At 61.5% G+C, this 21515-nt stretch carries 22 protein-coding genes; 12 read left to right on the top strand and 10 right to left on the bottom strand.

Features of this window, described 5'->3' with window-relative positions; genetic code table 11:
* Positions 1-64: 64 nt before the first annotated feature.
* The 4 genes from cysQ (at position 65) to BTE54_RS05030 (ending at position 3185) form a co-directional block, all read left to right on the top strand.
* Positions 65-853 carry a 3'(2'),5'-bisphosphate nucleotidase CysQ gene (gene cysQ, locus BTE54_RS05045; RefSeq protein ID WP_065656759.1) on the top strand — a complete coding sequence of 263 codons (789 nt, stop codon included), beginning with the start codon at positions 65-67 and terminating at the stop codon, positions 851-853.
* A 318-nt stretch (positions 854-1171) separates the two neighbouring features.
* Positions 1172-2212 carry a DUF2793 domain-containing protein gene (locus BTE54_RS05040; RefSeq protein ID WP_078051680.1) on the top strand — a complete coding sequence of 347 codons (1041 nt, stop codon included), beginning with the start codon at positions 1172-1174 and terminating at the stop codon, positions 2210-2212.
* Between the two features lie 191 nt (positions 2213-2403).
* A complete protein-coding gene (locus BTE54_RS05035) occupies positions 2404-2679 on the top strand; it encodes a DUF1153 domain-containing protein (RefSeq protein ID WP_003491799.1) in 276 nt (91 codons plus the stop codon).
* A 224-nt stretch (positions 2680-2903) separates the two neighbouring features.
* A complete protein-coding gene (locus BTE54_RS05030) occupies positions 2904-3185 on the top strand; it encodes a GNAT family N-acetyltransferase (protein WP_003522924.1) in 282 nt (93 codons plus the stop codon).
* A 254-nt stretch (positions 3186-3439) separates the two neighbouring features.
* Here the strand turns inward: BTE54_RS05030 and BTE54_RS05025 are convergent, their stop codons facing one another.
* Positions 3440-3643 carry a DUF1059 domain-containing protein gene (locus BTE54_RS05025; protein WP_003522925.1) on the bottom strand — a complete coding sequence of 68 codons (204 nt, stop codon included), beginning with the start codon at positions 3641-3643 and terminating at the stop codon, positions 3440-3442.
* A 287-nt stretch (positions 3644-3930) separates the two neighbouring features.
* A complete protein-coding gene (locus tag BTE54_RS05020) occupies positions 3931-4281 on the bottom strand; it encodes a flagellar export protein FliJ (protein WP_003491821.1) in 351 nt (116 codons plus the stop codon).
* Between the two features lie 480 nt (positions 4282-4761).
* Between BTE54_RS05020 and ctrA the strand changes: the two genes are divergently transcribed.
* Both ctrA and BTE54_RS05010 read left to right on the top strand, forming a co-directional pair.
* Entirely contained in the window at positions 4762-5466 is a 705-nt protein-coding gene (gene ctrA / locus BTE54_RS05015) for a cell cycle two-component system response regulator CtrA (protein WP_003522926.1), read from the top strand.
* A gap of 150 nt (positions 5467-5616) precedes the next feature.
* Positions 5617-6147: a GNAT family N-acetyltransferase gene (locus tag BTE54_RS05010; RefSeq protein WP_065655530.1), complete on the top strand. Its 531-nt coding sequence runs from the start codon at positions 5617-5619 to the stop codon at positions 6145-6147.
* On the opposite strand, the gene BTE54_RS05005 is transcribed toward BTE54_RS05010, so the two are convergent.
* The 3 genes from BTE54_RS05005 to BTE54_RS04995 form a co-directional block, all read right to left on the bottom strand.
* The gene (locus BTE54_RS05005; RefSeq protein WP_198939074.1) at positions 6144-7190 is read right to left on the bottom strand and encodes an alpha/beta fold hydrolase; all 1047 of its coding nucleotides are present in this window, start codon (positions 7188-7190) and stop codon (positions 6144-6146) included. The two genes, BTE54_RS05010 and BTE54_RS05005, sit on opposite strands and share 4 nt — an antisense overlap.
* A 140-nt stretch (positions 7191-7330) precedes the next feature.
* Positions 7331-7858 carry a GNAT family protein gene (locus BTE54_RS05000; protein WP_078051679.1) on the bottom strand — a complete coding sequence of 176 codons (528 nt, stop codon included), beginning with the start codon at positions 7856-7858 and terminating at the stop codon, positions 7331-7333.
* Between the two features lie 85 nt (positions 7859-7943).
* Entirely contained in the window at positions 7944-8591 is a 648-nt protein-coding gene (locus BTE54_RS04995) for a histidine phosphotransferase family protein (RefSeq protein ID WP_003522930.1), read from the bottom strand.
* 251 nt (positions 8592-8842) lie between these two features.
* Here BTE54_RS04995 and BTE54_RS04990 point away from each other — a divergent pair, with 251 nt between their 5' ends.
* A complete protein-coding gene (locus BTE54_RS04990) occupies positions 8843-9439 on the top strand; it encodes a DUF1134 domain-containing protein (RefSeq protein WP_003522931.1) in 597 nt (198 codons plus the stop codon).
* 274 nt (positions 9440-9713) lie between these two features.
* Positions 9714-10943 carry a hypothetical protein gene (locus tag BTE54_RS04985; RefSeq protein ID WP_078051678.1) on the top strand — a complete coding sequence of 410 codons (1230 nt, stop codon included), beginning with the start codon at positions 9714-9716 and terminating at the stop codon, positions 10941-10943.
* A 219-nt stretch (positions 10944-11162) separates the two neighbouring features.
* Here the strand turns inward: BTE54_RS04985 and BTE54_RS04975 are convergent, their stop codons facing one another.
* Both BTE54_RS04975 and BTE54_RS04970 read right to left on the bottom strand, forming a co-directional pair.
* Positions 11163-12017, bottom strand: a complete 855-nt coding sequence (locus BTE54_RS04975) for an RNA methyltransferase (RefSeq protein WP_143240691.1) — start codon at positions 12015-12017, stop codon at positions 11163-11165.
* Positions 12007-12399 (bottom strand): hypothetical protein, encoded by a 393-nt coding sequence (locus tag BTE54_RS04970; protein WP_059754555.1) that lies wholly within the window; start codon positions 12397-12399, stop codon positions 12007-12009. Before BTE54_RS04970 ends, BTE54_RS04975 begins: the two co-directional genes overlap by 11 nt.
* 38 nt (positions 12400-12437) lie before the next feature.
* On the opposite strand from BTE54_RS04970, the gene BTE54_RS04965 reads away from it, so the two are divergent.
* The 3 genes from BTE54_RS04965 to rpoH all read left to right on the top strand — a co-directional run bounded on the left by BTE54_RS04965 (position 12438) and on the right by rpoH (position 15628).
* Positions 12438-13460 carry an RluA family pseudouridine synthase gene (locus BTE54_RS04965; protein WP_078051677.1) on the top strand — a complete coding sequence of 341 codons (1023 nt, stop codon included), beginning with the start codon at positions 12438-12440 and terminating at the stop codon, positions 13458-13460.
* Positions 13461-13734: 274 nt separating this feature from the next.
* The gene (locus BTE54_RS04960) at positions 13735-14559 is read left to right on the top strand and encodes a class I SAM-dependent methyltransferase (protein ID WP_065655537.1); all 825 of its coding nucleotides are present in this window, start codon (positions 13735-13737) and stop codon (positions 14557-14559) included.
* 166 nt (positions 14560-14725) lie between these two features.
* Positions 14726-15628, top strand: coding sequence for an RNA polymerase sigma factor RpoH (rpoH, locus tag BTE54_RS04955; protein WP_003522581.1), 903 nt, complete (start codon positions 14726-14728; stop codon positions 15626-15628).
* A gap of 430 nt (positions 15629-16058) precedes the next feature.
* Here rpoH and BTE54_RS04945 read toward each other — a convergent pair whose 3' ends face one another.
* Positions 16059-18353, bottom strand: a complete 2295-nt coding sequence (locus BTE54_RS04945) for a hypothetical protein (protein ID WP_198939073.1) — start codon at positions 18351-18353, stop codon at positions 16059-16061.
* Between the two features lie 70 nt (positions 18354-18423).
* A complete protein-coding gene (locus BTE54_RS04940) occupies positions 18424-19722 on the bottom strand; it encodes an adenylosuccinate synthase (RefSeq protein ID WP_046801505.1) in 1299 nt (432 codons plus the stop codon).
* A 241-nt stretch (positions 19723-19963) separates the two neighbouring features.
* On the opposite strand from BTE54_RS04940, the gene BTE54_RS04935 reads away from it, so the two are divergent.
* Entirely contained in the window at positions 19964-20851 is an 888-nt protein-coding gene (locus BTE54_RS04935; protein WP_198939096.1) for a DMT family transporter, read from the top strand.
* A gap of 90 nt (positions 20852-20941) precedes the next feature.
* On the opposite strand, the gene BTE54_RS04930 is transcribed toward BTE54_RS04935, so the two are convergent.
* A complete protein-coding gene (locus tag BTE54_RS04930; protein WP_065655539.1) occupies positions 20942-21475 on the bottom strand; it encodes a transglutaminase-like cysteine peptidase in 534 nt (177 codons plus the stop codon).
* Between the last annotated feature and the right edge of the window lie 40 nt (positions 21476-21515).

Below are 21515 nucleotides of genomic sequence, written 5' to 3'. Positions count from 1 at the left end.
CGGGCAAAGGAGTAGCGAAGATCGGAACGGCGATATCCCGCAGACGGGATCAATTGGCAAAGAGATGATCGACATATTGACGAAAGCGGCGCTGGACGCCGGGCAGGCCATCATGGCGGTCCACCGTGCCGGCCCGCATGTGTCATACAAGGATGACTGCTCGCCGGTGACCGAGGCCGACCAGCGCGCCGAGGCGATCATTCTTGCGGCGCTGGCCGCCCATTTTCCCGACATCCCCGTGGTTGCCGAAGAGGCGGTATCGAGCGGCATCCTGCCGGAAACCGGTGCGGAATTCTTCCTCGTCGATCCGCTGGATGGCACCAAGGAATTCATTTCGGGCAAGGACGATTTCACCGTCAACATCGCGCTCATCCGCAACGGCGTTCCGGTGGCCGGCGTGGTTTACGCCCCCTGCCGCGGACAGGCTTGGACGGGCGAGGACAATGCCGCCGAAAAGCTCGCCATTTCCGGCGAAGGCGCCATCCTGTCGCGCCACCCCATCCGCGCGCGCCAGCGCGGCGCTTCCCCCGTGGCGCTGATCAGCCGCTCGCATTGCACGGCGAAAACGGAAGCCTTCGTGGCGGAACACGGGCTGAAGGACTGCATCTCCGTCGGCTCTTCCCTGAAATTCTGCATGCTGGCAGAGGGCGCCGCCGATATCTACCCCCGCTTCAGCCGCACCATGATGTGGGACACGGCCGCCGGCGACGCCGTGCTGCGCGCTGCGGGCGGCAGGACGCTCGATTGCGAGGGCAGGCCGCTTGCATATGCGGTGAGAGGTGACGGCGAGGATGCGCTGGCCAATCCGGATTTCATTGCCGAAGGGGCGATGGCAGTGGAACACGCGGGGTAACGGCCGCTCGGCGCTTGCTGCGGCCATTGGTGAGCTTCGGCGTATGCCGCTTCACCCCCCTCTGCCCTGCCGGGCATCTCCCCCTCAAGAGGGGAGATCGATCTGCGGCGAGGTCTCACCCATCTCAACGTTTGCGAATGAAGTGGCGGTAGCGCTTCCTGCCGATCTCCCCCTTGAGGGGGAGATGTCCGGCAGGACAGAGGGGGGTAAACCGCATACACCAAGGCCCCAAAAAATAATCCATCCCCGCTCATCCCCACCCCACGCCCCCGCCCCACAATGCCCCGCAACGAAACACCGCAGCGCGGAAGGCACATCATGACGGAACAGACGGCGAGACTTCGGCTTCCCTATATCCTCCCCTCGCAGGCACAGAAACACGTCACCCATAACGAAGCCCTGCAAAGGCTGGACGCAATTGTGCAACTGGTCATCAAGGCCGTCATCACCACACCGCCCGATAATGCAGCGGAAGGGGATTGTTTCCTCCTCTCCGCCGATGCTGCGGGCGACTGGGCCGGCAAGGGCGGCAGGCTCGCCTTCCGGCAGGATGGCGCCTGGCTCTCGATCACGCCGCAGCCGGGCTGGACGGCGTGGTTTGCGGACGAGAGCAGATATCGCATCCTGCGCGACGGCAACTGGCGCGACATGCCGCTGCCGGCCGCTGGTCGGCTGGAAAGGCTGGGCATCGGCACCGAGGCCGACGCCACCAATCGGCTGGCGCTCACCTCCCCCGCCAGCCTCTTCACCCACACCGAAGAAGGCGGCAGCCACCGCATGACGATCAACAGGGCGGGCAAGGGCGATACCGCCTCGCTGCTGTTCCAGTCCGGCTGGAGCGGCCGGGCGGAAATGGGCCTTGCCGGCACTGACGGGTTTTCGATCAAGACCAGCAAGGACGGCGCCTCATGGCACACCGCACTCCTGTGCAGCGGCGATGGCCGGGTCTCGATGCCGAACCGCCCGCTCGCCGTTGCCGGCCTGCCGGCGGGCACGACGAAACCCGCCAATGGCGCGGCGGCAGGTTTTTCCCTGCTCTCCATCGCCGAGGGCGGCTTTGCGCTCGGCGATGCGGTGAGCGGTGGCGGACGTGAACTCGTGGTTCCGGCAAAGGGCCCTTATCTGGCGGCCCTGACGCTCGCCGTGGTCTCCTCTTCCGGCCACCGGGTGACGCTTTTCATCAATGGCGCGGCGGCCAGCTTCGGCATCGCTGGCAATGCATCGACGTCAGGCACATTGCAATCGGCAACCTCCATCCTTTCCCTCGATGCCGGCGACCGCCTGCGGCTGCAGCATGAGGGAACGGCGGAATTTACCCAGGGCAGCGGGAAAACGTGGCTTTCGCTTGCGGCACTCTGACGGAAACAACCGATGAGAGAGAAAAATTGCGATTTTTGGAAAAATTTTTTCCCGGCAAAATAAGGCGACTCGAACAAATCAGGCGAAACCGTTCAAATTCTTAATAAATTGTCACGAGCTGCTTAGGCAATTTTTAAAGGTACCGGGATAGAGTTCCCGTCATATGGTCTTGAGTTTGTATAGAGTGTCCAATGACCGAAATGATACGCCCACGAGTTAAATATGTCATCGGCCCCGATGGCAGCCCTCTGACGATCGCGGATCTTCCGCCTGCCAATACCCGTCGCTGGGTCATTCGCAGAAAGGCGGAGGTGGTTGCAGCGGTACGCGGTGGACTGTTGAGCCTCGAGGAAGCCTGCGAGCGTTATACGCTCACCGTCGAAGAATTCCTGTCCTGGCAGTCCTCGATTGCCGATCATGGCCTTGCCGGCCTGCGCACCACGCGCATTCAGCAATATCGCCACTAAAACAGTGCGCCGGCGCGATAACGCGCCCAGACCGAGTTTCCAGAACGCCCCGCCGGATTATCGACGGGGTTTTCGGTTTGATTTCGGATCCTCCCTGAGAACTGCCCCACAAAACCGGCGATTGTCGCCGGTTTGTGTCCGCTGCGTTCGCTATCCCGCTGTTTCAATTCGGATGCAAGCCGTTACAGTGGCGACAACGAACAGCAATGCGGAAGGCGCTCATCATGGACATCAAGACAACCGAAACCGGATCGCACGGCGAATATTCGGCGACCATCGACGGCCACAAGGCGGAGATGACCTATTCGCGCACCTCCCCTTCCCTCATCATCATCGATCATACCGGCGTGCCCGATGCGCTGCGCGGCAAAGGCGTCGGCCAGGCGCTCGCCGCGCATGCGATCGATGAAGCCCGCAAGGGCGGCTGGAAAATCATTCCGCTCTGCCCGTTCTTCAAGGCCCAGACATTGCGCCATGCCGAATGGGCGGATGTTATTCAGGGGTAAGGGCGCTTTATCTTCTGTCTGAGAGCAGAATAATCGCAAGCGTCGCGGCATATTTCTTCTCCCCGCCGGGGAGAAGGTGGCCCGAAGGGTCGGATGAGGGGGGCGACGTTGGCGATAAATCGAGAACTTGCCCCCTCATCCCGCTGCCGCGACCTTCTCCCCGGCGGGGAGAAGAAACAAGCGGCTTACGCTTAATCCCTCACAACCGTTCCAAATATCGCGGTATTCATACAAAAGGGCGTCGATCCGCCGCGTCACGCCACCTTCAATGGCGGCGTCCCGGCATGCATGCTTCGGCGGACTTCTTCACGGAATTCAAGCGTATCCTTTGCGCCGTGCACGGCCACGGCGTGTTGCACGGCCGCTTCCATAAGCTCCTCCGGAGAATCGGCGGAGATGGCGACGGTGCATCTGCTGTCACTGGGGAATTCGCGGCAATCGATATATTGGCGGGCCATTTTTTCCTCCCTGCAAGTGCCGCCCGCACCCGCACGGGGCGCGTGCGCGTAAAAGCCTCCGGCTCACGGTCGGAACCTCCGTAAAATACGCCTTTCCCCACGTCCGGACAATCGAAATCAGGCCTGACCGTCCCGGCGGGAAACACCGGCGACGCGGCAAAACAAAAGGCCGCCCTGAAGGAGCGGCCTTTCGAAAAAATGCATGGCGTCCCGTCATTGAAAGCCGCCTCCTGATCCACCGGCAGCCGTCAATGAGGACGATCTTCGTAAATTCCTGCGCCTATAGGTCAGGCGCGGGCGCGGATGGCTCCGTCGCGGTTTTCCAGTGCGGCGGCCTTTTCATATTCGGCCTGCACTTCTTCCAGCGAAGCTTCGGCGGCTTCCTGCTGGGCCTTCAGCTCACGGATCGAGACCTGAAGATTATCCGCCCGCTGGCGCGCGGCCTTGGCGAAGGTCGGATAGGCGAAATGCGTCGGATCGGTAATGCCCGACTTGCTTTCTTCCAGAGATATCTGATGCACCAGTTCCTTTGCCATCCGCTCGAACTCGGACATCATCTGCTGCAGCTGGTTAAGCTGCCGGCGTTTTTCATTGACCTGAAATTCCTTCAGGCGAACCAGGCTGTCACGCGACTTCATACGCAATACTCCATGGATAGCGAGACCCGGATCAAAAAGGCACTATGCCACCCTGATCGGCCCGTTTAACCCGCCCGTTTTTCCGCAAGGGTTGCCCCCTGTCCCGGAATGATTCCCAAAAGTTACCCGACGTTAATAAAAAACCGCCGTCGTTAACCTTTCGTTTACGGGCATCGTTAATGATAACGACGATCATTTAAGGGTCGGTAAATGCCAGGTCCAAAAAAATGGACCCGACGATGTAAGAGTCGATTGAATCACTTAACGGGATTTCCTCACGTTAAGCTTCAATTTTGGCGATGGTGGATTCACGTGCAAAAACAGCGAAATGCCTACTTTGCTTAATAAATTCGATACACCTTGCCAAAGGCAATTAGAATTTGTTAACCATTTGGTGGCAGCCTGCAAATCAGGCAACGTCTGGATCCGCATCGCGCGAGGCAATGATTTACCGGTTCGCGGGCGGCAAAGGGGATAATTATGCGGGTTCTACTTATTGAAGACGACAGCGCGACAGCGCAGAGCATTGAACTGATGCTCAAGTCGGAGAGCTTTAACGTCTACACGACCGACCTCGGTGAGGAAGGCGTGGACCTCGGCAAGCTCTATGATTACGACATTATTCTTCTCGACCTCAACCTGCCCGACATGTCGGGTTATGAGGTTCTGAGGACGCTTCGCCTCTCCAAGGTCAAGACGCCGATCCTCATCCTGTCCGGCATGGCCGGCATCGAGGACAAGGTTCGCGGCCTGGGCTTCGGCGCAGACGATTACATGACGAAGCCGTTCCACAAGGACGAGCTTGTTGCCCGCATTCACGCTATCGTCCGCCGTTCCAAGGGCCATGCACAGTCGGTCATCGCCACCGGCGAGCTGATCGTCAATCTCGATGCCAAGACGGTTGAAGTGGGTGGCCAGCGCGTTCACCTGACCGGCAAGGAATATCAGATGCTCGAGCTGCTTTCGCTGCGCAAGGGCACGACGCTGACCAAGGAAATGTTCCTGAACCACCTCTATGGCGGCATGGACGAGCCGGAACTGAAGATCATCGACGTCTTCATCTGCAAGCTGCGCAAGAAGCTCGCAAACGCCGCCGGCGGCGCAAACTACATCGAAACCGTCTGGGGCCGCGGCTATGTTCTGCGCGAGCCGGATGGCGCGACGGAATTCCTCGAAACCGCCTGATCCATTCCGGAACAGGACAGTTTTTAAAAGACCCGCTGGAAACGGCGGGTTTTTTGTTGCGATTTGAAGATTTATTCTCCCTCATTTCTGTGCTTGTCACAGGAATGAGGGAAGAAAACCTGGCTACGCACCGCCAAGGGACAACGGCAGATGAACCACCCTATCCCCACCCTCAGGACCGAACGCCTGACGCTGCGCCCGCTGATGATCCCAGACTTTCCCGCCTATCGGGACTTCATGGCGTCGCCACGCTCCATCGGTGTCGGCGGTCCTTACGACCTGCCCTCGACATGGGGCGTGTTCTGCCACGATCAGGCTAACTGGTACTTTTTCGGCCATGGCGCACTGATGATCGAGCTTGGCGAAACGGGACAATGCGTCGGCCAGGTCGGCATCAATCACGGTCCGCTGTTTCCGGAAAAGGAACTGGGCTGGCTGCTTTACGAAGGCCATGAAGGGCGCGGTTATGCGGCGGAAGCCGCCTCGGCACTGCGCGACTGGGCCTTCAAGACCCTGAACCTGCCCACGCTTGTCAGCTACGTCTCGCCGCAGAACCGCAAATCCGCGGCCGTCGCCGAACGAATCGGCGGCAGGCTCGACCCGGCGGCACCCCGTTCCGATCCCGAAGACCTCGTTTATCGGCACCATCCGGCCACGAGGCTTCCGGAAAACCCGACCTAGCGCATCTCCGCTTTCAGAAAGCCGAGGATTGCCTGCGCGATCTGCGCATGGATGGCCGCGCGGTCCCTACCGCCGCCATCCCGGCAGACGAAACCTTCGCCCGGTGAAAGCTCCTCCACGATCTTTTCGCCGTTCGGCCTACAAATCTGCATAAAGCTGAAATGGCTGGCATCCGGTATCTCCCGATAAACGGTCATCGCCTTTGGCAGATGCCGGGCGATATAGTCGGAATCGGCCTTGATGGCGGCGATCTCCGGTGTTTCCACACCCGCGGCCAGAACCAGGACCGGCACGCCGACGGCTTGCAGCGTCTCCGGCAGGAAACCGGCGGCCGGCCCGAGATCCAGCGCGATGGCGGCGCGGATGCGGGTATCCTTCAAATCCATCGAAAGACGCGGATCGGCCCTGCCGTCACCGACTACCCCGACTTTGGCGAGCAGCCGCGGAGCCTTGCATTGCGGCGGGCGCTTCTCCCCGCGGCAATCCTTCAGCGCAAGATCGGCGCTGTATCGCGCGCCAACCAGCTCCATTGCGGTCCAGCCGCCGAGGGAATGGCCGATTACGGCGATGCGCGTCGTGTCGATCCTGCCGGCGAATCGGTCATTGCCGAGCAATGCGGTCAGCGTTCTACTTATGTCGCGCGGCCGTTCCCACAATGGAACGATCTCGGTCGCATTTTCTTCGGTGAACGATTCGCCGCCGTGATCCGGGGCGGCCACGACATAACCTTCCCGAACAAGCTCACCGGCAATCCAGTTCAGATTGCGCCAGCTTCCCCCGAAACCGTGCGACAGCAATATGAGAGGACGTGAACCGTCAAGAAGGGAAGCGCCCGGTTGAACCTCAAGGCCGTAAAAGGCGGCATTTTCGCCGACGATCTCGCTTTTGCTCGACGGCGCGGCCGGGTACCACAATGAAACGGCTAGCGTTCTCGAACCGGCCTCATCCGGCAATTCGATCTGTTTAAAACCGATGCCGCTTTCCGCCGCTGAGGACTGGACAGTGGAAAAAATGACGATGACCGCCGCAAGAAGATAGCGCATGGGATGCTCCGGAGTTGATATGGACCAACTCCTGGTTCAATCCGCCGCCCGCCGAGACCTCAAACAGGTTTCAGGTCGTCCTGAAACGCGATTGGAGACAGCAACACCGTGTGCTTGAGAAAGCCGCGTTCAGAAATGCTCTAGATATCAACGATCCGCTCGAAAAGCCGAACGGGACTGTCGCGGAACGTCGTATCGCGAAATGGCCGGAAACCGAATCGGGCGGCTATGGCCAGCGACGGGCTGTTGAGCGGATTGATCATGCAGACGGTCCGCTGGGAAATCCCGCGACCATCGAACCATCGCAGCGCCGCCTCCACCGCCTCTGTCGCGACACCCTTGCCCACCAGCGCCCCGTCGATTTTCCACATCGCCTCGGGCACGCCGTCGAAATCCTCACCGTTGCCACGGCGCATATGGGCAAAACCCACCTCGCCCACGATGCGCCCCGTGGCAAGCTCTTCCACCACGAAAGGGCCGAAGCCGAACGCGGACCAATGGCCCAGAAAACGCAAAAGCCGGGCGAAGGCGAGTTCCGGGTCCAGCGGCGCAATCGATACGACCCCTTCGATCTGCGGAACATCCGCGCCCCAGAAGGCGCGATAGAGCGCTTCATCCGCGATGGCATGCGGCCGCAGGACAAGGCGAGCGGTTGTCAGACGGGTCATGAACATGCTCCCCAAACGAAAAAGGCCGGCGCGTCGGCAGACGCGGTCCCGGCCCTTTCACAAATTCAGATCGGCGATTGAACGGTCACTCGGCAACCGTCTTGGCGGTAAACACGATGCGGTCGTCATGCACCTTGTATTCCACCGCCATATTGGCCTCCTCGGCCAGAAGCAGCGTGTAATAGGGCTGAACGGAATGGGCATCGACCGCCTCTTCCAGCCTGCCCTCGTAAATTTCCACGAACTTGGCCGGCACGCGCATCATCCGGCCCTTGACGGTGATTTCGAACCTGGCGTCGCCGTCGGGGCTTTCCAGCAGCACATCCACATTGCCGCCGCGCGGAATGGCGCCATAAGCCACGAGGAAGAGATTGAGCAGAAGTTTGACACGATTCTTCGCAACGATGGCGCGCGGGCCGTTCCAGCTCACCTCCGCCTTCTTTTCAGCGGCGGCGAAATCCTGGGCGGCTTTTTCGGCCTCGCCGGTGTCGATGGACGCGCCGGCGGAGCCGGAAGCGCCGAAAGCAAGGCGGGCGAACTTCAGCCGCACGGATGCGTTAAGGGCTGACGTGCGGATGAGATCGAGCGCGTCGTCATCCGTGCCGCCCTCGTCCAGGAGTTCGAGGCCGTTATTGATGGCGCCGACAGGAGAAATCACATCATGGCACACACGGCTGCACAGAAGAGCCGCCAGATCGGGACCGGACAGCGTGATATTGAGTTTGCTGGTCATAAAATTCTCTCCTGCGCAAGGGAGGCGCGGACGGTGTGGAAATTGTTAAGCCATAATGACACCATATTTGGTAAACCGATTGTTAATACGATGGTTTCAAAATGCCAAATGCCTTAACAGGCCACACTGGAGCCCCGTGTATCCGCAAGGATGCGCGAAACATGCTGTAGAACTTTGACTCTGGGCATCGGCCCTTTCGAAAACCGATTCGGATTTTCGAACCGATGCGCTAACGAAACAGACGGACGGACATGACGATGCGCCTTACGAAAACCCGCACCATTGCACGCCTCGGACTGGGAAAGATTGTCGCGCTCCTTGCGAGCCTCCTGATATGGGTCGCACCGGCCGCGGCCCAGAACAGCGATCAATATTCTTTCCAGGAAGTCGTGGATGCAGGCCACGGATTCTTCGGTGAAACCACCGGCGGCCTTGCCAAGGTGGTGGAGCGCGCCTTCCAGCAATACGGTCTTCCAAACGGTTACATTCTGGGCCAGGAAGGCTCCGGCGCCTTCGTCGCGGGCCTCACTTATGGCGAAGGCACGCTTTACACCAAGAATGCCGGCCAGCACCCCGTCTTCTGGCAGGGCCCCTCCCTCGGCCTCGATTATGGCGGCCAGGGCACCCGCGCCATGATGCTGGTCTACAACCTGCCCTCCGTCGATGCGCTTTACCGCCGCTACGGCGGTGTGAGCGGCTCCGCCTTCATCGTCGCCGGCGTCGGCATGACCTATCTGAAGAGCAGCGACGTAACGCTTGCCCCCATCCGCACCGGCATCGGCGCGCGCCTCGGCATCAATGTCGGTTACCTGAAGCTCACCCAGCAGCCGACCTGGAACCCCTTCTGATAAGACGGGACGGTGCGGCATCTTTCTTCTCCCCGCCGGGGAGAAGGTGGCCCGAAGGGTCGGATGAGGGGGCAACGTTGCCGAATATCTCTACCCTTGCCCCCTCATCCCGCTGCCGCGGACTTCTCCCCCGCGGGGAGAAGAAACAAGTGGCGCCGACACCGCCTGTGCAATTGCCGGGAGCCCCCTCCCCACGGTTGCAATAATAGCGTAACGTGCTTTCGCGCCCCTCTTTCCGAATGCGCGCGTATCTGAGTTTCGGAGACTGTCCCGCGTGATCGAATATGCCATTCTCTTCGGATTGGGTTTTCTCACCGCAACCCTGCTGGCCCTGTTGATCGCACCCGCGATCCACCGCCGCATCGTCGCCTATACGGAAAACCGCATACGCGCGACGATGCCCATCAGCCCGCAGGAAGTGCGCGCCCAGAAGGACATGGCGCGTGCGCTCTACGCCGCCGAAAACGCCAAGGTTCGCCAGGAACTGGATACGGAACGGGAAAAGAACACCTCGCTGCGCCTCGCCAACGAAGCCGCTTCCAGCGATGCCTATCGCCTTGGCGAGCAGAATCGCAGCTTCTCCCTGAAAATCGAAGAGCTGACGCTGGAAATCGGCGAATTGCGCGCAGCGCTTGATGCCGCCGAAGAACACGCCGGCATCATACAGGCGAACCTCGCACAGCAGGAGCAGGCCGCCAACGAGCGCGCCAGCCAGATGTCCGATCTCACCGCCCGCCTCACCAACCTGACGCGCGAGCTGGATGATTCGAAAATCCTCGCCGCCACCCGCGATCTGGAAGCCGAGCAGGCCAAGCAGAGCGCCACGCGTTTCCGCAAGGAAGGCGAGACCGCCACCCGCGAATTGCAGGATGTGGCCGCCCGCAACAAGGAAGCGATGACGGCGGTTGCGCGCGAAAGCCGCAAGGTCACCCGGCTGGAGGAACAGGTCGCTACGCTCATGGCGAAAAATGCCGATCTCGACACGATGCTGACGCTGCGCAACCAGGAAGTCGCCCGCCTCAAGGAACAGTTTGCCGCAACCGGCGGCCGCGCCAACGACATGATCATTCGCCTGCCGAACCCGGCCGTGCCGGTCGAGAAAACGACTAGCCCATCGCAACCGGCGGCCCCTGCCCCCGCCGCCGCGCTTGAAACCGCACCCGCCGCCGAAGACGAGGCGGCACCGGCGATGGCCGCAGCGGAGCCAGCCCCTCCGGTCGTGACGGCGCCAGCGGCGTCGCAAGGTCTGGAGCAGGAAATCGAGGATATCCGCAATCAGGGCACCGCTCTCACTGAACGCCTGCTGAACGTGCGCGGCACCGGCAATGACGAACCCATCCGCCGCGAAATCGCAAGGATCGCCGCCGAGATGATCGCGCTCACCGCCGCGCAGGAGGGCGAGAAATCGCCCATTCCGGGGCTGCTCGCCAAGGCCTCCGGCTCATCGGGGCGGGAGAGCCTTGCGAAGCGGGCGAAGGTGGTGATGGAGAAGCGGGAACATTAGGTCCGCGGTGGGTGTGGTTGTACCCCGCGTTGAGTGTGTGGCTTACCCCCCTCTGCCCTGCCGGGCATCTCCCCCTCAAGGGGGGAGATCGATATGCGGCACTCTTCAGCCCAACTCTAACGTTGCGAATGAGCGAGCGTTAGCTCCCAGCTGATCTCCCCCCTTGAGGGGGAGATGTCCGGCAGGACAGAGGGGGGTGAAGCCGCATACGCCTCGGCATCACACCCGCCCCATAACCCCCGCCATCTGATAAAGCGCCAGCCCCGAAGCCGTCCCCGCGTTCAAGCTATCCAGCTGCGGCGATTGCGCAATCCGTGCGGTATGAAACCGCGACAGCACCGATTGCGGCAACCCCTCACCCTCCGTACCGATGACCAGCGCCATTCGTTCGGACCGGGGAATATCGCGTATCTCCGTCTCGCCATTCGGAGACAGGCTCCAGATCGCAAAACCGGCCTCGGAAAGCCGTTCCAGCATCTCCACCGCCCCGCCGCCGCGATGATAGGGAACCCACAGCACCGACCCCACGGAAACCCGCAGTGCCTTGCGATAAAGCGGATCGCAGCACGTCTCGTCCAGCAACATCGCATCGGCATAAAACGCCGCCGCATTGCGGAACATCGCCCCCAGATTATCGTGATTGGAAATGCCGCAGCCGACAAGCACCAGCGACGAGGCGGGAAGTGCCGCCGTCATCTCTTCCAGCCCGCGATCCTGAACCCGCCGCCCGAGCGCCAGAATGCCGCGATGCAGGTGGAACCCGACGATGCCATCCAGCACCCGCGCTTCAGCCACATAAACCGGCACATCCGGCGGGAAATCGACAAGGATATCCGCGACGCCGGAAAGCCGATTGCGAAGGATGAGGATGCTCTCGGCCGCAAAGGCCCCACCCGCTTTGTGCGCGGCGGCCAGCATGCGCAGCACCACCGTGCCTTCGGCAATGAAGCGGCCCTGACGCCCGGTCAGGTCGCGCTCGCGAATATCGCGAAAGGCGGCGATGCGCGGATCGGCCGGGTCCTCGACCGGGATCAGCGCCCGCCCGTCCAGCAGCTTATTGGCCTCACTGGCCATCGACCGTCACATCGGCGAGGAACCGGCCGGCCGCGACGTTGAAGACCAGCGCCTTGCGGGTGCCGTTGGCGAGCCGCCCGTAAAACAGCATGTCGCCGCCGGAATAGCTGACATTATCGATGACGAAGCCCTGCGGCAGGCTGGCGGTGACGGCCAGCGGCCCGTTGCCGGTGGGAACCGCGAGGTTCGGCGCTTCGCTCTGCGTCTGAACCGCCTTCGACGGCCCCATCGCCTTGTAGACAACCGCACCGAAGACGGCCATAAGGCTGATAAACATCACGGAGCCCGACACGATCTGCAAACGGATCATCTTGCGGCGAACTTTTTCCATGGCCGGATCAAGCGGCTTGTCTTCCTGTTCGTCTTGCTCGATCTGCGTCATCGGGTTCCCTGAAATGCTGATGGATCGGAAAAATAAGAATGAACGACCCCTTTAAACAAGGCGGAGACGCAAGGAAAGTCCTGATTGCCGGGGAAGACGCCGAAGGCCGCCTCGATTCATGGCTGGCAGGCGAAGTGGGCGGCGACTTCTCCCGCAGTCGCCTGAAGGCGCTGATCGAACAGGGCGCGGTCTCCATCAACGGCCAGCCGGTAACGGAGCCGAAAAAGAAGGTGCATCCCAAGGATCGCATCGAAATCGTCATGCCCGAGCCGGAAGACCCGGAACCCAAGGGCGAGGACATTCCGCTCGACGTGGAATATGAGGATGAAGACCTGATCGTGCTCATCAAGCCCGCCGGTCTCGTCGTGCATCCGGGCGCCGGCAACTGGACCGGCACGCTGGTCAACGCCCTCATCCACCATTGTGGCGACAGCCTCTCCGGCATTGGCGGCGTCAGGCGGCCGGGCATCGTGCACCGGCTGGACAAGGAAACCTCCGGCGTCATGGTCGTGGCGAAGAACGACAATGCCCACCGCCATCTCGCCGCGCAATTTGCCGACCATGGCCGCACCGGGCCGCTGGAGCGCGCCTACAAGGCCGTCGTCTGGGGCCGCCCGCGCACCCTGCGCGGCACCATCGACGCCGCACTGGGCCGCAGCGCCGACCGCACCAAACGCGCCGTCAAGCACGAGGATTCGGACGATGCCCGCGAGGCGATCACCCATTACGAGGTGATGGAGCGTTACCATGAGCGGCCGGACGCCACCTGCCTCGCCTCCATGGTGGAATGCCGGCTGGAAACCGGCCGCACCCACCAGATCCGCGTTCACATGGCCCATATCGGCCATCCGCTAATCGGCGATCCCGAATATGGCGCGGCCTTCCGCACCAAGGCGAACCTTCTCGAAGAACCGGCAAAAAGCACCGTCCGCGGCTTTCCGCGCCAGGCCCTGCATGCCTATCTGCTCGCTTTCGAACATCCGCGCACCGGCGAGGTGATGGAATTCGAAACCGAGCTGCCGGATGACATGGAAGCGCTGACCGCCGCATTGCGTGGCTGAAAACCTGCATGGCGCGGTCAAAAAAACTGCGCCATGCATTTTACCGGAAGCCCCGGATAATAAAAAAAGATTAGCGGATAGCGATATTCCACAGTCGGTCCTTTTTATAGACCGCCCCAATTTCGCTTCAATCGTCACACCTCCTCGGCCCCGCAAAGCCTGAAATCGCCGCCATTAAACCGTGGCGATTTCAAGCCTGCCAAACAAAACCGCAGGGACGCCATTCGTTCGATCCGCACCCGAACGGAACCGGCATGATGACGGGATCTATCGCATGAATATCGAAGACCGCCGGTTTATCTTTCAGGAGTTGCGCAGCGTCGAAGGCTATATCGACCCGCCCGATGCGCTCGTCTTCAAGGCACTCTTGCAGGCCCAGACGAAAAGCGGCCTCCATGGCGGCATGGCGGAAATCGGCGTTTATTACGGCCGCTCCTATTTCCTGCTGCGTAAATTCGCCGGGAAGCAGGAAAAGGTGCTGGGCGTCGATCTCTTCGATCTCGATCCGCCCGAAGATGGCAGCCTCGACCAATATGAACGGCTGATGGAAAACGGCCGCCGGCTGGGTTTCGCCATGGATGAAGACCTGATCATCAGGGGCGACAGCACGCGGCTGGCGCCCGCCGACATCACCTCCCGCATCGGCCCCGCCCGCTTCTTCAGCATCGATGGCGGCCACAACCTGCACCACGTTCTGGCCGATGCGAAACTGGCGATGGAGGTGATCGCGCCGCATGGCGTCATCGTCTTCGACGACACCTTCAACCCCGCCTGGCCGGAAGTGACGGTGGGCGTCGCCGATTTCCTGCGCACCCATGGCCACAGCCTCGTCTGCTTCGGCATGACGAAATACAAAACCTATGTCTGCCGCCGGGAATTTCACGCGACCTATGCGGGCGCGATTGCCGCCGATCCCGATCTGCAGGCGCTTGCCCATGTGGAGACGCAGTTCCTCGGCTCCAAGGTTGTGCGCCTGCACAATCCCATGCGCCGGCGGGTGATGTATGAGCTGATGGTGCGCTCCGGCCTTGGCGGTTTTTCGGAACGAATCTACCGTTCGAAAGTTAAACAGGTCAAAGAAGGTGTCACTGGAACATAACGCATGTGTGAACGCAGCGTTCGCTTGAAACGCGGCGGGCGCGTACATATCTGTCACATGGGTTCGTGCGGGGTCGGTAACGACCCGCAGCTTACGGTGTGCCTCCGGCGGGTCAGTCGCCGATCAAAGAGGGTGCCGTTCCAGACCATAGATAAGGGGGTGCTTTATGGCCCGCAATAGTTTGCCTACGATTACAGCCGGCGAAGCCGGTCTCAATAGATATCTCGACGAAATCCGCAAATTTCCGATGCTGGAGCCGCAGGAAGAATACATGCTTGGCAAGCGTTATGCCGAGCATGGCGACCGCGACGCCGCGCATAAACTCGTCACCAGCCACCTGCGTCTCGTCGCCAAGATCGCCATGGGTTACCGCGGTTACGGCCTGCCGATCGGCGAAGTCGTCTCCGAAGGCAATGTCGGCCTGATGCAGGCGGTGAAGAAATTCGATCCGGAGCGCGGTTTCCGTCTGGCCACCTATGCCATGTGGTGGATCAAGGCCTCGATCCAGGAATATATCCTGCGCTCCTGGTCGCTGGTGAAGATGGGCACGACCGCCAACCAGAAGCGTCTGTTCTTCAACCTGCGCCGTCTGAAGGGTCGCATCCAGGCCATCGACGATGGCGATCTGAAGCCGGAGCACGTCAAGGAAATCGCGACGAAGCTGCAGGTGTCGGAAGAAGAAGTCATCTCGATGAACCGCCGCCTGCACGGCGACGCGTCGCTCAATGCGCCGATCAAGGCCTCCGAAGGCGAGTCCGGCCAATGGCAGGACTGGCTGGTGGACGACCATGACAGCCAGGAAGACGTGCTGATCGAACAGGACGAGCTGGAAACCCGCCGCCGCATGCTGGCGAAAGCCATGGGCGTGTTGAACGACCGCGAACGCCGCATCTTCGAAGCCCGCCGGCTTGCCGAAGACCCGGTGACGCTGGAGGAACTTTCCTCCGAGTTCGACATCAGCCGCGAACGCGTGCGCCAGATCGAGGTTCGCGCCTTCGAGAAGGTGCAGGAAGCGGTGCAGAAGGAAGCGCTGGAAGCTGCGCGCGCCTTGCGCGTGGTGGATGCGTAAGGCGACACGCGCCTGACGCCAATGCGCTGACCATGAATTATCCTCGGCCTTCGGCCGGGGATTTTTTGTTTGTAAAAGGCGGGCGATGGCAAATGGTCTGTCTCTGAGACCCGTGATTGTTCTGGAGGAAAAGCGGTAGGGAAAATATCCGCGCTTCGGAGTATGCCGCTTACTCCCTCTGCCCTGCCGGGCATCTCCCCCACAAGGAGGGGGATTGGCAAGACGCTCTACCGCCGCTTCATCCTTGACCGTTGAGTTGGCCGCGACCTCGCGGCATATCGATCTCCCCACCTGTGGGGGAGATGCCCGGCAGGGCAGAGGGGGGTAAGCCACACCCACCAGCACCAACTAACCCACCCATCACCCGCCAACGCAAAAACACCGCCGCAGCCATATAACGAAAAGGGCGGCCTGGGCCGCCCTTAAATCATCACTGCCCGGTCGCTGGCGTTGCCGCCGCCCATTCGCTGAGCGCCTTGTCGAAGGCGGCGATGCCGTCATTGCCCTTTTGCAGGGTCAGCAGCGCACGCCGGCCGTTGCGGTAGGAAACCGGAATGTCGATCCAGTTGCGGCTCTTCAGAAGCTCCAGATTGGTCCTCATCGCATCCGGGAAGTCGTTGAGCGCGATCATGTGGAAATCGTCGGTGATCTTGGCCGGAACCGCGATCAGCGCGTTGCCGCGATCCTGCTCGGTGCTCTTCATCGCGATGCGCTGGACGCTGTCGATAGCGCCGCCTTCGAAGCCGGGCGAAACCGAGAAGACGATCTCGATCAGATGGCTGGCCGGCAGCGACGGGTCGGTATTGCGCTTGAAGGTGATCAGCGCGCTGAGGCCACGGCCGGGAACGGTGATCTGGCCCTGCACGGTCGGAGAAGGCTTGCCCTCACCGTCATTTTCCTGCTGCAGCGACCAGGAAACACTGCCCTGAATGGCGGTCGGCACCGTCTGGCCCAGCACTTCCTCATAAAGGAACATGCGGTCGCCGGCAGCGGCGGCAGGCTGCTGCGCCGGCGGCGTGCCAGCAGGTGTTCCAGCGGGCGCACCGGCATTGTTGGCCGGAGCCTCGCCCGCAGGCGGCGGCGCGACATTCTGCTCATAGACCGACTGGCCTTCGGCGGTGACCGGCTGGCCGTTCGCACCGGCGGCAGGTCCCTCGTCACGCTCGGTGCCGTCGGCCAGAAGCCGCTGGGTGAACTTGGTGCCGGTGACGGAGCCGTCATCGCCATGGGTCGGGGCCTGATGGTTGGTCGGGGTTGTCGGCTGCTGCCCCGTGGCGGGCGGCTGCTGGGTCGCCGGCGGTGTCGAGGTCTGCGCCTCACCCGTGCCGTTCGAAGCCGTCTGGCTGGTGCCGCCGTTCTGTGCGGAACTGACCAGCCCGCCGACCATATCGTTCAGCGCATCGCGGTTCATCCACACGGCATAACCGCCGCCGGCAAGCAGCGCCACGCCGACAACGGCCAGAACCAGCGACGCATAATTGCGGCGCGGCTTCTTCTTGACCATATAGGCGGGCGTTGCGGCGGCAGCGCCCACGCCATTCGTTTCGCCCGAAGCCTGACGGGTGGAGGACGACGCGCCGTCATAACCGATCAGCTCGTCCAGATCGTCCCAGGGCGTGCGTTCCTTGTTGTCCTTTGCCGCTGCCTGATCGCCGAAGAGATCGTTATCCGCGCGCGGCAGCGCCGGCGCGTCCTTGGCGGGAATGGCAATATCCGCATCCTGGAAATAGGACGAGAAATCCTCGACCACGGCCGCCTTTTTCGGAGCCTGCTCTTCCGGCTGGCGATGGTCGTCAAAATCGTGCCGGCCGCCAAACGCCGGAGCATGCTCCACGGCGGCGGGGCCGAAATGGTCGTCCGCCTCGCGCCGCTCATCCTTTTCGTAAGGGGCGGGCTCGAAACTTACTTCCGGCTCCTGGTAATGCTGCGCGGCATAACCGGCAACGAGCGGACGTTCGTCGGTCTCGTTGCGAACCTCTTCATATTCCTCGGCGACCGGACGCACATCGTCGTCCTGCCCTTCATCGAGCTTGCGCCAGTCATCCTCATCCACCGGCTGCGCCCAATGGGAAGGAACGGAATCATCGGCAGCGCCGAGCGCCGTTTCAGGCTCCGGCTGGTGAGCCGGCTCTTCATCCGCCCGTGTGAAATAGGTGCCGACGACTTCGTCGGAACCGTGTGCCGGGGCGGGAGCGGCATGAACCGTTTCCGGCGCATCATAAAGCTCTTCCGGCGCGCGGTCGCCGTGATGCTGCTCCTCATCGGCAGCGGTGTCAGCGTGCCGGGGCTCTTCCTCTTCGGCCGCTTCTTCGTAAGCCGGCTCCGATTGCGCGGGTTCAGCGGATGCCGGCTCTTCGTAGGCCGGCTCGTGCCGCGCCTCTTCCCGGTCGGCATCCTCTGCCGGCTCGGCGGCGCGTGCCTCGTCTTCGTCGGCAGCATCCTGCTGGTAATAGGATGCCGCCGTCTCTTCCGCGGCGGGAGAGACAGCGTCATCATCCTCCAGCGCCGGAAGCGCCTCGGCATATTCGCTGTCCACCTCGGCTATGGCGGCGTCCAGCTTGGCGATCTGCCGGCGCAACAATTCTTCCGGCGGACGTGGCTTCATATTCTCGAGTTGGCGCACAACCGCACTGCGCGCCTTGTCGTAAACCTTCGCCCGGTTTTCGGGAGTATTGTTCGCCAAGCCATCCACGGCCTTGCGAATGACTGCTACAAAATCCGCCATAAGCACTTTCTCGTCGTGACCGGCGACGTACCGGCCCGATATGGTTTATGAATCTAGATCGCCGAGGACATTAATCCTCAAACGGATCAGTCACAAGTATGGTGTCGTCACGCTCCGGACTTGTCGACAGAAGTGCGACAGGCGCCCCGATCAATTCCTCGACCTGACGGACATATTTGATTGCCTGAGCAGGCAAATCCGCCCATTTTCGGGCACCGACGGTAGATTCCTTCCAGCCTTCCAGCGTGATGTAGATCGGCTCGACGCGCGCCTGCGCGCCCTGGCTGGCCGGAAGATGATCGATTTCCTGCCCGTCAAGCTTGTAGCCGACGCAGATTTTCAGCTCGTCGAGACCATCAAGCACGTCAAGCTTGGTGAGCGCGATGCCGGTAATACCATTGGTGGCGACCGACTGGCGCACCAGTGCCGCGTCAAACCAGCCGCAGCGGCGCTTGCGGCCGGTGACGGTACCAAATTCATGGCCCTTTTCGCCGAGGAACTGGCCGATCTCATCGTTCAGCTCGGTCGGGAACGGACCTTCGCCGACCCGCGTGGTGTAAGCCTTGGTGATGCCGAGAATATAACCCAGCGAACCCGGACCCATGCCCGAACCAGCGGCGGCCTGGCCGGCAACCGTGTTGGAAGAGGTCACATAGGGGTATGTGCCATGGTCGATATCGAGCAGCGAGCCCTGAGCGCCTTCGAACAGAATGCGCGCACCGGCGCGGCGCTTCTTGTCGAGCAGCAGCCAGACGGTTTCGCTGAAGGGCAGGATGCGCTCGGCAATCGAGCCCAGCTCTTCCATGATCGTCTCATGCGAGACTTCGGTTGCACCGAAACCGCGACGAAGCGCATTGTGATGCGTGAGGATGCGATCAACCTTGGCGGAAAGCGCCTCCATGTCGGCGAGATCCATGACGCGGATGGCGCGGCGGCCAACCTTGTCTTCATAGGCCGGGCCGATGCCGCGGCGGGTGGTGCCGATCTTGGTGCCGCTGTTCGAGGCCGCGTCTTCGCGCATGCCGTCCAGCTCGCGGTGCAGCGAAAGAATGAGGGTGGCATTGTCGGCGATACGCAGGTTTTCCGGGGTAACCTTCACGCCCTGCGCTTCCAGACGGCCGATTTCGGCGATCAGCGCATGCGGATCGACCACGACGCCATTGCCGATGACGGCGAGCTTGCCGGGACGCACGACGCCGGACGGCAGAAGCGAAAGCTTGTAACTGATGCCATCGATGACAAGCGTATGGCCGGCATTATGGCCGCCCTGATACCGCACGACGACATCTGCCCGCTCGGACAGCCAGTCGACAATCTTGCCTTTGCCTTCGTCGCCCCACTGCGAGCCGACCACCACAACATTCGTCATTTCTTGCTTTCCTGCTCATGGCGCTTGCGCGCCCGATAACCCGATGGGAAACCCAAACCCGCGAATGTATACTGTGTTGTTTTACGGAAAGCGACCCTGTTTCTTATGGAGAATTTTGCTTTTTCCGTGACAAGGCGCGGATTTCCCGCATTATCTCGCCCCGTGGGGGCCAAGCGCGGGCGCAAGACCGCCATTCACCCCTTAGCCGTTTTCCCGCCCCGTGAAGAAGCGAAACATCAGCGTGCCCTCCAAAGCCTATATCGCCCTCATCATCGCCACGCTCTGCTGGGGCGGCAACACCGTTGCCGGCAAGCTCGCCGTCGGCCACATCAGCCCCATGGCCTTCACCTTCCTGCGCTGGGTCTTCGCCGTCGCCATTATCTTCGCCATTTCCGTGCCGCAGCTCATCAAGGACTGGCCGGTGGTGAAAAACCGCCTGCCCTATTTCCTCGTGCTCGGCAGCGTCGGTTATACCGCCTTCAACGTGTTTCTCTACACGGCCCTGCAACACACCTCGGCCATCAATGCCGCCGTTATCCAGGCCGGCATTCCCATGGTCATCTTCGTCTTGAACTTCATCCTGTTCCGCACCCGTGTGCTGTTCGGCCAGATCGCCGGCTTCTGCCTCACCATCGCCGGCGTCGCGCTTCTCGCCTCGCATGGCGATCCGGTCTCGCTGCTGCAACTGGAAATGAATGTCGGCGACGGGATCATGCTGCTGGCCGTGCTGGTCTATGCCATCTACACCGTCATCCTGCGCTGGAAACCGGCGGTCGACTGGCGCACGCTGATGGCCATTCCCGCCTTCTTCGCCCTCCTCACCTCGGTGCCGCTGATCTTCTGGGAAATCTCACGCGAGAGCGTCGTCTGGCCGGATCAGAAGGGCTGGGTGCTGGTGGTCTATGCCGCCATTTTTGCGTCGCTGATCGCGCAGATCCTCTATATCAAAGGCGTTGAACAGATCGGCGCCAACCGCGCCGGCCTCTTTATCAACCTCGTGCCGGTCTTCGGCACCCTGCTGTCGGTTATCGTGCTCAGCGAGACGCTGCACACCTATCAGATCGTCGCTCTCATCATGGCGCTGGCGGGCATTGCCGTCGCGGAACGAAAAAAATCGCCGGCTTCCTGAACCAACAGGGTCAGGAAAACCGGCGTAGTCTGGCAGGCATGAAAGAATGGAGCATCGGATCGCAAATCTTTCCGATGCTCGAACGAAAGGTCAGAGCGCGGTTTCGCGCTCAGCCGGAGAAAGGACGGCGTTGCCAAGGACGATATCGCCCTTGTCGGTGGTGACGATCAGCACTTTTTCGAGCGATCCGTCATTGTTCAGCGAAAAGGCAAGGCGCAGCGCGCTGGAAGACCAGCCGGCGCCGGCAAGGGCCGTGCGCTTGATGGCGGCGCAGTCACCGCAATCGCCAAGGCCCAACGACGGCGTTGCCGGAACATCGGTTGCAAAACCAGAAAAATAATCGTCGAGCGCGCCCATGGTGGCGTTCACATCGCGGTTGACGCGCAGCAGTTCCTCACGGCGCTCGACCGTCAGCGGCGCGGCGATGGTGGAAACGCATTGGCCGGCGGAAAGAACGCAGCCATCGAAACCGCCCCGCGCGGAAACACCGATCTGCGTCACCGCGGATTTCTCGACGGCGGCAAAACCGCGGGCAAAACCGGCAGCGCCAGCCGCATCGGCATGATTGGACATGGAAGCAACGGCAATTCCGCAGATGGCGGCAGCAATAATCTTCTTCAGCATTTCATACCCCGTTTGCGATCCGCCGGCTTGTGCCGGTCTC

The sequence above is a fragment of the Agrobacterium sp. YIC 4121 genome (assembly GCF_002008205.1).
GTDB classification, from domain to species: domain Bacteria; phylum Pseudomonadota; class Alphaproteobacteria; order Rhizobiales; family Rhizobiaceae; genus Agrobacterium; species Agrobacterium leguminum.
The sequence above is the reverse complement of the archived record's forward strand: the minus strand, read 5'-3'. Positions and strand labels throughout refer to the sequence as shown.